We start from the raw sequence: 11,992 nt of genomic DNA on the forward strand, positions 1-11,992 counted from the left end.
AGCAGAACAATAAAAAAATAAAATTAATTTCGTTCCAATTTGGCACCTAATAAAAACGCATCGTTTCATATTGAAACGCAATTCAGGAATATCCATCGTGAATTGTGACGAGGTTAAATGATCATTATCAATAAACGTAAAACCAGGAAGGTGAATTTAATATCTTTGAAATTTTCGCTCTATTGACTTAATAACGTGCGGCGAGAAAATAAGGTAAAGCCAATGATAAAAATAGCTGTTGCGCGATATGTTTCGTGACCTCAGCCCTACAACATTTTCAGGAGAAACTGTGAATAAGAGCCAACAAATTGCCACCATTACGCTGGCGGCTGCAAAAAAAATGGCGCAGGCCGTTGAGGCTAAAGCGCTTGAGATCAGCGTTCCGGTGGTCTTTTCCGTGGTGGATCGCGGTGGGAATACGCTGCTAATGCAACGCATGGACGATGCGTTTGTCACCAGCTGTGATATCTCTCTTAATAAAGCGTATACCGCCTGCTGCCTGCGCCAGGGTACCCATGAAATTACCGATGCGGTACAACCTGGTGCTTCGCTATATGGTTTGCAGCTTACCAACCAACAGCGCATTGTTATTTTCGGCGGCGGTTTACCCGTTATATTAAACGGTGAATTAATTGGTGCCGTTGGCGTTAGCGGCGGCACCGTTGAACAAGACAGATTATTAGCAGAAACCGCACTGAATTGTTTCTCTGAATTATAATTTAAATCTAAGAAGGTATATTATGAGCTATCGTATGTTTGATTACCTGGTGCCAAATGTGAACTTCTTTGGCCCCAATGCTATTTCCGTTGTCGGCGAACGCTGCAAACTGTTAGGCGGTAAAAAAGCGCTGCTGGTTACTGATAAAGGTCTGCGGGCCATTAAAGACGGCGCGGTAGATAAAACCCTCGCCCATTTACGTGAAGCGGGCATTGACGTGGTGGTTTTTGATGGCGTTGAACCTAACCCCAAAGACACCAACGTGCGTGACGGTCTGGAAGTCTTTCGCAAAGAGCATTGCGATATCATCGTTACCGTCGGTGGCGGTAGCCCGCATGACTGCGGTAAAGGCATCGGTATCGCAGCAACTCACGAAGGCGATCTCTACAGCTATGCCGGGATTGAAACCCTGACCAACCCGCTGCCGCCGATCGTTGCGGTAAATACCACTGCCGGTACCGCCAGCGAAGTCACCCGCCACTGCGTGCTGACCAATACAAAAACCAAAGTGAAGTTTGTGATTGTCAGTTGGCGCAACCTGCCGTCGGTCTCCATTAACGATCCGCTGCTGATGCTCGGCAAACCCGCCCCGCTGACCGCCGCGACGGGTATGGACGCCCTGACCCACGCCGTAGAAGCCTATATTTCCAAAGATGCCAACCCGGTCACCGACGCTGCCGCTATTCAGGCTATTCGCCTGATCGCACGCAACTTGCGTCAGGCCGTAGCGCTGGGCAGCAACCTGAAAGCTCGCGAGAATATGGCCTACGCCTCCCTGCTGGCAGGTATGGCTTTCAACAACGCCAACCTCGGCTACGTTCACGCGATGGCGCATCAACTTGGCGGTCTGTACGACATGCCGCACGGCGTGGCGAATGCCGTACTGCTGCCGCACGTGGCGCGCTATAACCTGATCGCTAACCCGGAAAAATTTGCCGACATTGCAGAGTTTATGGGAGAAAACACTGACGGACTTTCCACCATGGATGCCGCAGAACTGGCCATTCACGCCATTGCTCGTCTCTCTGCTGACATCGGCATTCCGCAGCATCTGCGCGATCTGGGTGTCAAAGAAGCCGATTTCCCGTACATGGCGGAAATGGCGCTGAAGGACGGCAACGCCTTCTCTAACCCGCGCAAAGGGAACGAGAAAGAAATTGCCGAGATCTTCCGTCAGGCATTCTGATAGTACAGGGGGCGCAATGTCACTTTCATCACCGGGCGTACATCTGTTTTATCACTCGCGCTGGCAGGATACTCGCGTGCTTGATGAGCTGTGCTGGGGACTGGAAGAGCAAGGCGTCCCTTGTCGGGCAATCTGTTGCAACGAGCATGACTGCGCACTGGCATTGAGCAAACTTGCGGCCAAAAGCTCAACGCTACGTGTCGGTCTGGGTCTTAACGCCACGGGTGATATTGCTTTAACCCACGCCCAGTTGCCCGAGGATCAGGCGCTGATCCGTGGTCATATCCGCGCCGGTGCAGCCCGGCTCCGCGTCCTCGGTGCTAATGCTGGTCAACTGGTCAAAGTGCTTCCCTTCAGCGAGATAAAATAAATGTACCGCATCTACACCCGAACCGGCGATAAAGGCACGACCGCACTGTTTGGCGGCAGCCGTATCGACAAAGACGACATCCGCGTTGAGGCCTATGGCACGGTGGATGAACTGATTTCCCAACTTGGCGTCTGCTATGCCAGCACGCGTCAGGCCGGGCTACGCCAGGATCTGCACGCCATACAGAAAATGCTGTTTGTTCTGGGTGCGGAACTCGCCAGCGATGAGAAAGGACTCGCTCGCTTACAACAGCGTATTGGTGAAGAGGATACTCAGGCGCTGGAGCAGCTTATTGACCGCAATATGACGCAAAGCGGCCCGCTCAAAGAGTTTGTTATTCCGGGGAAAAATCTCGCATCGGCACAGCTACACGTAGCGCGAACCCTGGCGCGCCGACTGGAGCGGGTCCTCATCGCGATGAGCAGATCGCTAACGTTACGCGATGAACCCAGGCGTTATATCAACCGACTGTCAGACGCGCTGTTCTCGATGGCGAGAATTGAAGAAACTAGTCCAGATGCTTGCGCTTAAACTGGCTGGCATCAATGTCGTACTGCTTCATCTTGCGCCACAAGGTAGTGCGACCGATATTCAACAGTTGCGACATCTCCTGCACGCGCCCGCTGGTGACGCGGGCAGCATGGATAATCGCCTCTTTTTCGATAGCGGTAAACGTCAGACTAGCAGGCAGCAGTGAAGACGCCGTCTCCAGACCAGGACGTTCGGCAAACAAATAATCCGGTAGATTGCTCAGCCGAATATGGCCGTTATCACTGCTGATGGCGATGTTTTCGATAATGCTGTTCAGCTCAAAGTCATTGCCCGGCCACGAATAGGCCACCAGTTGCGCCAGCGCGTCGTCGTCGATCTTCAAACTGTATGAAAAGCGTTTTTTCAGGCTATTCAGCCGCGTATAAATCAGCGAGGGAATACTACTGCGCCGCGCCCGCAGCGGTGGGATCACTATCTCAAAAGAGTGCAGCGCATAATACAGCTGACGGCTAAAGCGGTTTTGCTCCACCAGATTGGCGAGATCAACAGTGGTGGTGGCGATCACTTTGACATCCACCGGAATCAGCCGACGGGCATCCAGGCGGGTTAATACCCCCTGTTTGATCACCTGTAACAGCGCGGATTGCAGCTCCGGTGCCAGATATTCAATTTTTTCCAGAAACAGCGTGCCGCCGTTCGCCAGTTCAAGACGGCTCAACCGGCCATTTTCATCGTCGGTGGGCGCACTGCCCATAAAATCCTGCCCCAGTACGCTGTTGGCATACAGCTGACAGTTCACGGCGATATACGGCCCGCTGGCGCGCTCGCTTTCATTGTGGATGGCCTGACTCAGCAGCTCTTTACCAACACCCTCTTCCCCGCACAGCAGGATCGGGAAACTCCCCCTCGCTGCCTGGCGTCCAAAATGGATCAAGCGGCGGGTTTCCGGATCGTCAGTCGACATCTGCTCAAAGGTGTGGCTCACCTTGCCGAGCTGGCTGGTCATCAGCTGGCGCATTTGTTCCACCGGATGCAGTAGCAGAATAAAGCTGTTGCCCTGCTCCTCAACAATCGGCTTCAGGGTAATGACGGCATCAACAAACTGATGCTGGCTTTCAAAGGTAACTTCGACGTGATTCAGACCGCGGGCATGTTTGATCGCCCGGCGCAGCAGCATGGGGAGATTGAGCAGATCGTGAATGTTTTTCCCCTGACTGGCCTGCGCATCGAGATGCAAAAGCAGCGCCGCTCGCGCATTGATGAACTGCAATACGCCCTGTTCGTTCCAGGCCATCACACCATCATCCATACTCTCCAGCAGCCCGTACATCTGGTTCAGATGGCGGTTGGATTCAGCCAGCAGGCTGTCGGTCAGCAAAGAGTTGCCGACTTCTCTGGCAATCGCCAGCGTCAGGGATAAATCAGAAACGCACTCATGCTCCACCAGACAACACAGCGAAATGGAGCCGAACAGTCGACCATGGTTATCGAAGACCGGCGTCGAGCAGAACGACCACGGATGCAGCGCCTGTTTAAAATGCTGCTCGCCAGAGGTTTTTGTCGGCTGGCCCGGCATCGTCGCCAGCGACAGGGCACAACTGCCAATGATGCTTTCTGCACAGTAGCTGCCGTCACGAAACCCAAGCTCCGCCAGCTGTTCTACCGTCTGCGGATCGCCGCAACGGCTGAGAATACAGGCTGATTCATCCAGAATCAGCAGCGCGCACGGGCGGCCGTCCATAAACTCCCAGGCATCTTCCAGCGCAGCCTGAGCAATCGTCAGCAACGCCGTCTTGCGACGACAAATCGACTCAAAGGTCAGTCCCTGCGCCTGATGCGGCGCCTGCCAGGTTTCCCGCTGCATAAACTTGCTGCAACGATGCCATGACTGGGCAATGACTGAAGAGACTTCCTTCCCGATGCTATGCGTGTGCGCCGTCATATCCCTTTCCGCTGTTTAACCATAGACAACCCCTCCGGCAGAAACTGTCAGAGGGGGAGAAGATGCCGGATAACAACCTACCGACGACTGATTAACGCGCCAACCACTGCTGTCCCAGCAGATCTGCCGTCAAGATAGCGGCATGTACGCTTTCAGGCGTTACCGGGAACGGCATATTGTGGATGGTTTCACCTTCTGCGCAGGTCGCTTTCGCCACGGCCATGATCTTGCCGTCAACGTCTTCTTTCACGCCCATTTCCGCTAACGTTACCGGCAGGCCTACTTTCTGACAGAAATTCAGCACGGTTTCGATCTCTTCCATCGGGCTGTTTTGCAGCACCAGTTGCGCCAGCGTACCAAAGGCGACTTTTTCACCGTGGTACAAATGGTGGCACTCTTCCAGAATCGTAAAGCCGTTGTGGATCGCATGCGCCCCTGCAAGACCGCTGCTTTCAAAGCCGATGCCGCTGAGGTAAGTGTTAGCTTCGACAATACGCTCCAGCGCATCGGTCACCACGCCAGCCTGCGCAGCAAAGCGTGCCTTCTCGCCTTCCGCCAGCAGGGTATCATAGCACAAGCGCGCCAGGCTCAGCGCCGCCACGGTGGACTGTCCGCCCGCCATGCTGGTCGCTCTGGCGTCATAACAGGCTTTCGCTTCAAACCAGGTCGAGAGCGCATCGCCCATCCCGGCCACCAGCAGACGTACCGGCGCTTTGGCAATGATCGCAGTGTCCATCACCACCATATCCGGGTTTTTCGGGTAGATCAGATACTCTTCAAACTCACCGGCTTCGGTATAGATAACGGACAGCGCGCTGGTTGGCGCATCGGTAGACGCGATAGTCGGGATCACCACCACCGGCAGCTTCTGGTAGTAACCAATCGCTTTGGCGGTATCCAGCGTTTTCCCGCCGCCAATCCCAACCACGCCGCGACAACCGTGCTGTTTCAGAATGGCAATCAGTCGATTAATTTCAACATGGCTACATTCACCGTTAAAGCGTTCCGCATGGCAGCTAATGTCGTGGCTGTGCAGGCCGTTGAGTACTTTCTCTCCCGCCAGCTTCATCACGAAGTCATCCGCAATCACAAAAAAGCTGTCCGCCAGATTTTTAGCGTATTGACCAAACAAGGTGGAAGCGTCAGGACCCTGGAGATATTTGGCTGGAGATTGAATAACTTTTAGCATTCCTTTCATCCTCAAATAAGTACATGTTTTTACATGGTGAGCCCTGGCGTTAACCTGTTTGGCCTGATGCAGACGGCGAAAACGGGAGGTACCTGAGCGATGCAATAACTGTATGGCGAGGCGTGCACAAAAAAATCTTTCGTCTTTTTGTTCTGATATGAAACAGATAAAAACGGAGTACGTTCCATATTGGAACGCTTATCCACAAAAATGATAAGGTTTGCGATCCCGATCCGCTCATTTGCCACCAAATCTCCGGCACAGAAGAATCTCACTTTCTTTTTTACCTACTCACTTGCCAAAAAACCGGCAAAAAAAAGCTGACAGTGCCGTATCAGCTGCATTCATCGCGAGAGAAAAAAGTCGAGCGATCTCGCATTGTGATCGTTCCTCGTTCTTTTCGGTTTCATTACGGAACAAAAAACAATGCCAACGTTCCGTAATGAAACTCATTTTAACGTTGTTTTTTTCCGCGCTGACTTCGCCAGAATCTCTCTATCGCCTCCGTACCATGACCATGCTTCCGGGGGTTTGTCTTACACTCAACCTCAAGGAGCCGTTATGTCTCAATTCTTTTTTAATCAACGCACCCATCTCGTGAGCGACGTCATCGACGGTACGATTATCGCCAGCCCGTGGAATAACCTGGCGCGTCTGGAAAGCGATCCGGCCATTCGCATCGTGGTCCGTCGTGACCTCAACAAAAATAACGTGGCGGTAATTTCCGGCGGTGGTTCAGGGCACGAACCCGCGCACGTTGGGTTTATCGGTAAAGGTATGCTAACCGCTGCGGTTTGCGGCGACGTTTTCGCTTCCCCGAGCGTGGATGCGGTACTGACCGCCATCCAGGCGGTAACCGGTGAGGCGGGCTGTTTATTGATCGTGAAAAATTACACCGGTGACCGTCTTAATTTCGGTCTCGCCGCCGAGAAAGCCCGTCGCCTTGGTTACAACATTGAAATGCTGATTGTTGGCGACGACATCTCCCTGCCTGATAACAAACACCCACGCGGCATTGCTGGAACCATCCTGGTGCATAAAATCGCAGGCTATTTTGCCGAACGCGGCTACAACCTCGCCACCGTCCTGCGTGAAGCGCAGTACGCGGCCAATAACACCTTCAGCCTGGGCGTTGCGCTTTCCAGCTGTCATCTGCCGCAAGAAGCCGACGCCGCCCCGCGTCATCATCCGGGCCACGCGGAACTGGGCATGGGCATTCACGGCGAACCAGGCGCATCGGTTATCGACACCCAGAACAGTGCGCAGGTGGTGAACCTGATGGTGGATAAACTGATGGCAGCCCTGCCTGAAACCGGCCGTCTGGCGGTGATGATTAACAATCTTGGCGGCGTTTCCGTTGCCGAAATGGCCATCATTACCCGCGAACTGGCCAGCAGCCCGCTGCACCCACGTATCGACTGGCTGATTGGCCCGGCCTCACTGGTCACCGCGCTGGATATGAAAGGCTTTTCACTAACTGCTATCGTGCTGGAAGAGAGCATCGAAAAAGCGTTACTCACCGAGGTGGAAACCAGCAACTGGCCGACGCCGGTCCCGCCGCGTGAAATCAGTTGTGTACCTTCATCTCAGCGTAGCGCACGCGTGGAATTCCAGCCTTCGGCGAACGCCCTGGTGGCCGGGATTGTGGAACTAGTCACCACAACCCTTTCCGATCTGGAGACTCATCTTAATGCGCTGGACGCCAAAGTCGGCGATGGCGATACCGGTTCGACCTTTTCCGCTGGCGCGCGTGAAATTGCCAGTCTGTTGCATCGCCAGCAATTGCCGCTGGATAACCTTGCCACGCTGTTCGCGCTGATTGGCGAACGTCTGACCGTGGTGATGGGCGGTTCCAGCGGTGTACTGATGTCTATTTTCTTTACCGCCGCAGGGCAGAAACTGGAACAGGGAGCTAGCGTTGCCGAATCCCTGAATACGGGACTGGCGCAGATGAAGTTCTACGGCGGCGCAGATGAAGGCGATCGCACCATGATAGATGCGCTGCAACCGGCCCTGGCTTCGCTACTCACGCAGCCGCAAAATCTGCAGGCCGCATTCGACGCCGCGCAAGCGGGAGCCGAACGAACCTGTTTGTCTAGCAAAGCCAATGCCGGTCGCGCATCGTATCTCAGCAGCGAAAGCCTGCTCGGAAATATGGACCCCGGCGCGCACGCCGTAGCGATGGTGTTTAAAGCGCTGGCAGAGAGTGAACTGGGATAAGCCATAAGTGCCTGATGCGCTGCGCTTATCAGGCCTACGAGTGCAAAGCTTTGTAGGCCGGATAAGGCAACACAGCCATCCGGCGGATCGTTAACGATAAACGCGGATCCCACCCTCTACGCCGCGGCTAAACAGCACCTGCCAAAGCTCAATATCTCTGGCGCGGAAAGCCCCTGCGCACGCGCATAAATAGTAATTAAACATTCTTCTGAAGGTGGCTGAATAACGTGATGACAGCTCCGGCCATGCCTGATTAAAGCGCTCATGCCAGGCCATCAGCGTTTTATCGTAATCGCTGCCGAAGTTATGCCAGTCTTCCATCACAAACCGTGATTCGCTGGCCTCGGCAATATGGGAAATCGCCGGTAAGCAGCCATTTGGGAAAATGTATTTATTGATCCACGGATCGACGCTCATCCCTTTTTTATTGCTACCAATGGTATGCAGCAGGAACAGTCCGTCTGGTTTTAAACAACGGTCGGCGATACTGAAATAGGTGTCGTAGTTTTTCGGCCCGACATGTTCAAACATCCCCACGGAGACAATGCGATCGTAGTGTTTATTAAGATCGCGATAATCCTGCAGCAGAATGTTAACGTCCAACCCTTCACAGCGCTGCTGCGCCATTTTCTGCTGCTCTTTGGAAATGGTAACGCCTTCTACTGCCACGCCATAATGACGCGCCGCATATTCCGCCAACCCGCCCCAGCCACAACCGATATCGAGTAAACGCATACCCGGTTTAAGCTGCAGCTTCTCGCAGATCATTTTTAATTTGGCATTTTGCGCATCGTTTAATGTGGTTGCATCTTTCCAGTAACCGCAGGAATATTGCATATGCGGATCAAGCATCAGCGCAAAGAGATCGTTACCAATATCATAATGCTCTTTACCGACGATCCATGCACGGCTACGTGACTGCAAATTAAACAGGCGCGCGCTGGCAATGCGTAAAATATCTTTCAGATTACCTGGCATCTGCTGGTCGAGTTTTGCTTTCAGGATTTTGCAGAACAGAATATCGAGCCGTTCGCAGTCCCACCAGCCTTCCATATAGCTTTCGCCAAGCCCTAATGAGCCTTGCTGCAATACTCGTTTAAAGAAACCGGTATGATGAAGTTGAATGTCCCAGGCGCGTGAGCCATTAATTCTGATATCCGCTTGTGAAAGCAGCTCTTTTCCCATTCGGGTCCAGTTATCATTTGTTTCATTGACGATGACAGCATCTGAACAAAGCGAGTTCATGGTATTTACCAAAAGTGGGCTAAAAATTATTACGCAAGATTATTATGGAAAAAAGAGTGTATGTATTATGATCCGCGGACAAGATCTATCGAGCAGCGGACACATCATCGGGAGCATTGACGATTCATTTATGGAAACTCTGGCGCAAAAACAGTGGAACTCCTTCCCGGATAACTCCATGACCGAACTGCCGCAGGATGTATTCTTTCGCTCTTATGTCCTGGAAGCCAACCACCATGTACCGCAGCATTCACACTCTTTTATGCAATTTCATTTCGCCCGCAAAGGCAGCATGCGCATTGATGTTGCCGGTAAGTGCTGGATAATCCCGGCGCATTATGGCATCTGGATCCCCAATAATACTGAGCATGCTGTTTGGGCATTGGATGATGTGTATTTAGAAAATCTGGATATTAAACCGGGCTTTCTTGAAGAGAGCATCAGTGAATGCAAAGTTGTGGCTATCAGTGATTTCGCCAGAGAGTTTATTCATTACGCCACGAATTCAATTTCAGGTCATTATGATAGCCAGTCAAAAGAGGGCAAACTGGTTAGTGTACTGGTCGATATTATTCTGCAACTCCCGGAAGTCGCCTTTGTATTACCCTGGCCGCAGGATCGCGAATTAACCAAAGTATGCCGAACCATACAAGAATCCCCCGCCCTGGAGCATTCAGTTGAATACTGGGCGCATCATCTGGGTATGTCTGCCCGTACCTTTTCACGCCATTTCAAAAAAGAAACCGGATTGCCTTTCAGCGTCTGGAAGCAAAAAATGCGTATTCTGGAATCCGTATTAATGCTGAAAAAAAATAAAAGCGTGACCGCCGTGGCGCTCGACGTAGGATATTCAAGCACCGCGGCATTTAGCTATGCCTTCCGCCAGGCGTTTGGCGTTCCGCCATCTAATTATTAATCTGCCGCTTTACGCTGATGCCAGTAGGCTGCCGCACGCACCCGTTGAGGGTCAAACGCCTCGGTTTCAAAGCGAGCACTCAGGTTTTTTACCACCTTGCCTTCGCCAGTGATCCAGACGTAATAATCATCTGCGGGCACGGTTAGCCGCGATAAGCGTTCATTCACCGCCTGCGCGTCATGGCCGATAAACCACTCAATAGTAAACCCGTCGAGATGGGCAAGATAATCCTGGTACGCTGCATCCTGCACGCTGACCAGCGCCGTGACGTTTGGACGTACCGCTAAACGGCTGAGCGACTCCAGTCGTCGGCGTAGCGCGGGCATTCCCGACTCATCGCACACATAAACCTGATACGCATAATCCTCTGGCACCACCAAAGAACCGCGCGGCCCGCCGATTGTCAGCTTGTCGCCCTCGCGGGCATTCATCGCCCACGTACTCGCCACGCCGCCATCATGAATATAGAAATCCAGCGCCAGCTCATGGCGCGCTTCGTCATACAACGGCGTGTAGTCACGGGAAAGCGGACGCACGCCGTCAGCCCAGACAATGCCTTCATCGGTGACGACAGGCGGCACAAAGTGGCTGCCCGGTTCAGGGAAAAAGACCTTGGTATGGTCGTCAAAGCCGTGTGAGCTAAAACCGTCCAGAGCGTCACCGCCCAGTACAATGCGCTGAAAGCCCGCGCTAATACGCTCTACGCGCAGGACGGTAAGTTCTCGAAAACGCAGTTCATTACGAACGCGCTGCGGGTAGCGTGAGGTGTTTTTTGTCATGTTTTCGCCTTCGTGAAAATAATAAGATATATCTAAATTCATTTTTAAATGATAATGATTGCTAATCAAGAAGATTGCAAGGACTTTTTTGATATAGTTACCGTCTGATTAAACAGCTATCAAAAACCAATAAAAACACTAGATAATCATGGCCTTAAACAACATCTAATTTGTAGACTTGCAAAATGACAATATTTAGATATAAATTAGATATATCTAAATAACATCAGGAGACGATGATGCAAAACCATCATGAAGGTTGCTGCAAAAATACAGAGCACCAACGCGAAGGCTGCTGCAAGGGTGAAGGACATCACCACGAAGGCCGCCACAACGAGCACCATGCAGGTTGCTGCAAAGGTGAAGAACATCGCCATGAAGGCTGTAACAAAGATCACCACCACGAGCACGGCTGCGGGCACCGCCACGGTCGCGGCGGCGGTGGTCGTCGCCAACGCTTCTTCGGTCACGGAGAATTACGCCTGGTCATTCTGGATATCTTGACCCGCGACGCCAGCCACGGCTATGAGCTGATAAAAGCGATTGAAACCCTGACTCAGGGTAACTATACCCCGAGCCCGGGCGTTATCTATCCGACGTTGGATTTCTTGCAGGATCAGGCACTGATCACCGTCAGCGACGAGGAAGGTGGGCGTAAACAGATTGCGATCACGACTCAGGGCCAGCAATGGCTGGATGAAAACCGTGAGCATCTGGAACATATCCACGAACGGATCAAAGCCCGCTGCGTGGGTTTTGAATTACGCAAAAATCCACAGATGAAACGCGCGCTGGAAAACTTCAAAGCCGTGTTGGATCTACGCGTTAATCATGGTGATACCAGCGATGCGCAGATCAAAAAAATCATCGGTATTATCGATCGCGCTGCGCTGGATATTACTCAGCTGGATTAATCTGCACAGCAGGCGGAACCC

11 protein-coding genes are annotated in these 11,992 nt (G+C 52.5%); 7 read left to right on the forward strand and 4 right to left on the reverse strand.

All coding sequences use genetic code 11. The features are described 5' to 3' along the window. Positions 1 to 289 precede the first annotated feature (289 nt). The 4 genes from OGV89_RS13240 to OGV89_RS13255 are packed head-to-tail and all read left to right on the forward strand — an operon-like array spanning position 290 to position 2,805. Positions 290 to 718, forward strand: coding sequence for a GlcG/HbpS family heme-binding protein (locus OGV89_RS13240; protein ID WP_003846242.1), 429 nt, complete (start codon positions 290 to 292; stop codon positions 716 to 718). Positions 719 to 740: 22 nt separating this feature from the next. Next, positions 741 to 1,904, forward strand: coding sequence for a 1,3-propanediol dehydrogenase (gene dhaT / locus OGV89_RS13245; RefSeq protein ID WP_003024734.1), 1,164 nt, complete (start codon positions 741 to 743; stop codon positions 1,902 to 1,904). Positions 1,905 to 1,920: 16 nt separating this feature from the next. Next, the gene (locus OGV89_RS13250) at positions 1,921 to 2,274 is read left to right on the forward strand and encodes a glycerol dehydratase reactivase beta/small subunit family protein (RefSeq protein WP_032937335.1); all 354 of its coding nucleotides are present in this window, start codon (positions 1,921 to 1,923) and stop codon (positions 2,272 to 2,274) included. Beyond that, on the forward strand, positions 2,275 to 2,805 hold the full coding sequence (locus tag OGV89_RS13255) for a cob(I)yrinic acid a,c-diamide adenosyltransferase (RefSeq protein WP_086550506.1): 531 nt from the start codon (positions 2,275 to 2,277) through the stop codon (positions 2,803 to 2,805). On the opposite strand, the gene dhaR is transcribed toward OGV89_RS13255, so the two are convergent. Next, positions 2,783 to 4,708: a dihydroxyacetone kinase operon transcriptional regulator DhaR gene (gene dhaR / locus OGV89_RS13260; RefSeq protein ID WP_193863309.1), complete on the reverse strand. Its 1,926-nt coding sequence runs from the start codon at positions 4,706 to 4,708 to the stop codon at positions 2,783 to 2,785. The two genes, OGV89_RS13255 and dhaR, sit on opposite strands and share 23 nt — an antisense overlap. Positions 4,709 to 4,799: 91 nt before the next feature. Beyond that, positions 4,800 to 5,897 (reverse strand): glycerol dehydrogenase, encoded by a 1,098-nt coding sequence (locus OGV89_RS13265; RefSeq protein ID WP_003024745.1) that lies wholly within the window; start codon positions 5,895 to 5,897, stop codon positions 4,800 to 4,802. A 561-nt stretch (positions 5,898 to 6,458) separates the two neighbouring features. Here OGV89_RS13265 and OGV89_RS13270 point away from each other — a divergent pair. Continuing rightward, positions 6,459 to 8,117 (forward strand): glycerone kinase, encoded by a 1,659-nt coding sequence (locus tag OGV89_RS13270; protein ID WP_286558816.1) that lies wholly within the window; start codon positions 6,459 to 6,461, stop codon positions 8,115 to 8,117. Positions 8,118 to 8,207: 90 nt separating this feature from the next. On the opposite strand, the gene cfa is transcribed toward OGV89_RS13270, so the two are convergent. Further along, on the reverse strand, positions 8,208 to 9,362 hold the full coding sequence (gene cfa, locus OGV89_RS13275) for a cyclopropane fatty acyl phospholipid synthase (RefSeq protein WP_003846231.1): 1,155 nt from the start codon (positions 9,360 to 9,362) through the stop codon (positions 8,208 to 8,210). 67 nt (positions 9,363 to 9,429) lie between these two features. On the opposite strand from cfa, the gene OGV89_RS13280 reads away from it, so the two are divergent. Then, on the forward strand, positions 9,430 to 10,278 hold the full coding sequence (locus tag OGV89_RS13280; RefSeq protein ID WP_286558818.1) for a helix-turn-helix domain-containing protein: 849 nt from the start codon (positions 9,430 to 9,432) through the stop codon (positions 10,276 to 10,278). Here the strand turns inward: OGV89_RS13280 and OGV89_RS13285 are convergent. Further along, positions 10,275 to 11,057 carry a siderophore-interacting protein gene (locus OGV89_RS13285; RefSeq protein ID WP_016151014.1) on the reverse strand — a complete coding sequence of 261 codons (783 nt, stop codon included), beginning with the start codon at positions 11,055 to 11,057 and terminating at the stop codon, positions 10,275 to 10,277. The genes OGV89_RS13280 and OGV89_RS13285 overlap by 4 nt on opposite strands. A 236-nt stretch (positions 11,058 to 11,293) precedes the next feature. Here OGV89_RS13285 and OGV89_RS13290 point away from each other — a divergent pair, with 236 nt between their 5' ends. Beyond that, positions 11,294 to 11,971, forward strand: coding sequence for a PadR family transcriptional regulator (locus OGV89_RS13290; RefSeq protein ID WP_161958345.1), 678 nt, complete (start codon positions 11,294 to 11,296; stop codon positions 11,969 to 11,971). The last annotated feature ends 21 nt before the right edge of the window (positions 11,972 to 11,992 follow it).

The organism is Citrobacter sp. Cf125 (genome assembly GCF_030333935.1).
Taxonomy (GTDB): Bacteria; Pseudomonadota; Gammaproteobacteria; order Enterobacterales; family Enterobacteriaceae; genus Citrobacter; species Citrobacter freundii.

Coding starts and splice junctions, on each gene's coding strand:
- dhaT (WP_003024734.1), top strand. CDS start 741: ATGAGCTATCGTATGTTTGATTACCTGGTGCCAAATGTGAACTTCTTT.
- OGV89_RS13250 (WP_032937335.1), top strand. CDS start 1,921: ATGTCACTTTCATCACCGGGCGTACATCTGTTTTATCACTCGCGCTGG.
- OGV89_RS13255 (WP_086550506.1), top strand. CDS start 2,275: ATGTACCGCATCTACACCCGAACCGGCGATAAAGGCACGACCGCACTG.
- dhaR (WP_193863309.1), bottom strand. CDS start 4,708: ATGACGGCGCACACGCATAGCATCGGGAAGGAAGTCTCTTCAGTCATT.
- OGV89_RS13265 (WP_003024745.1), bottom strand. CDS start 5,897: ATGCTAAAAGTTATTCAATCTCCAGCCAAATATCTCCAGGGTCCTGAC.
- OGV89_RS13270 (WP_286558816.1), top strand. CDS start 6,459: ATGTCTCAATTCTTTTTTAATCAACGCACCCATCTCGTGAGCGACGTC.
- cfa (WP_003846231.1), bottom strand. CDS start 9,362: ATGAACTCGCTTTGTTCAGATGCTGTCATCGTCAATGAAACAAATGAT.
- OGV89_RS13280 (WP_286558818.1), top strand. CDS start 9,430: ATGATCCGCGGACAAGATCTATCGAGCAGCGGACACATCATCGGGAGC.
- OGV89_RS13285 (WP_016151014.1), bottom strand. CDS start 11,057: ATGACAAAAAACACCTCACGCTACCCGCAGCGCGTTCGTAATGAACTG.
- OGV89_RS13290 (WP_161958345.1), top strand. CDS start 11,294: ATGATGCAAAACCATCATGAAGGTTGCTGCAAAAATACAGAGCACCAA.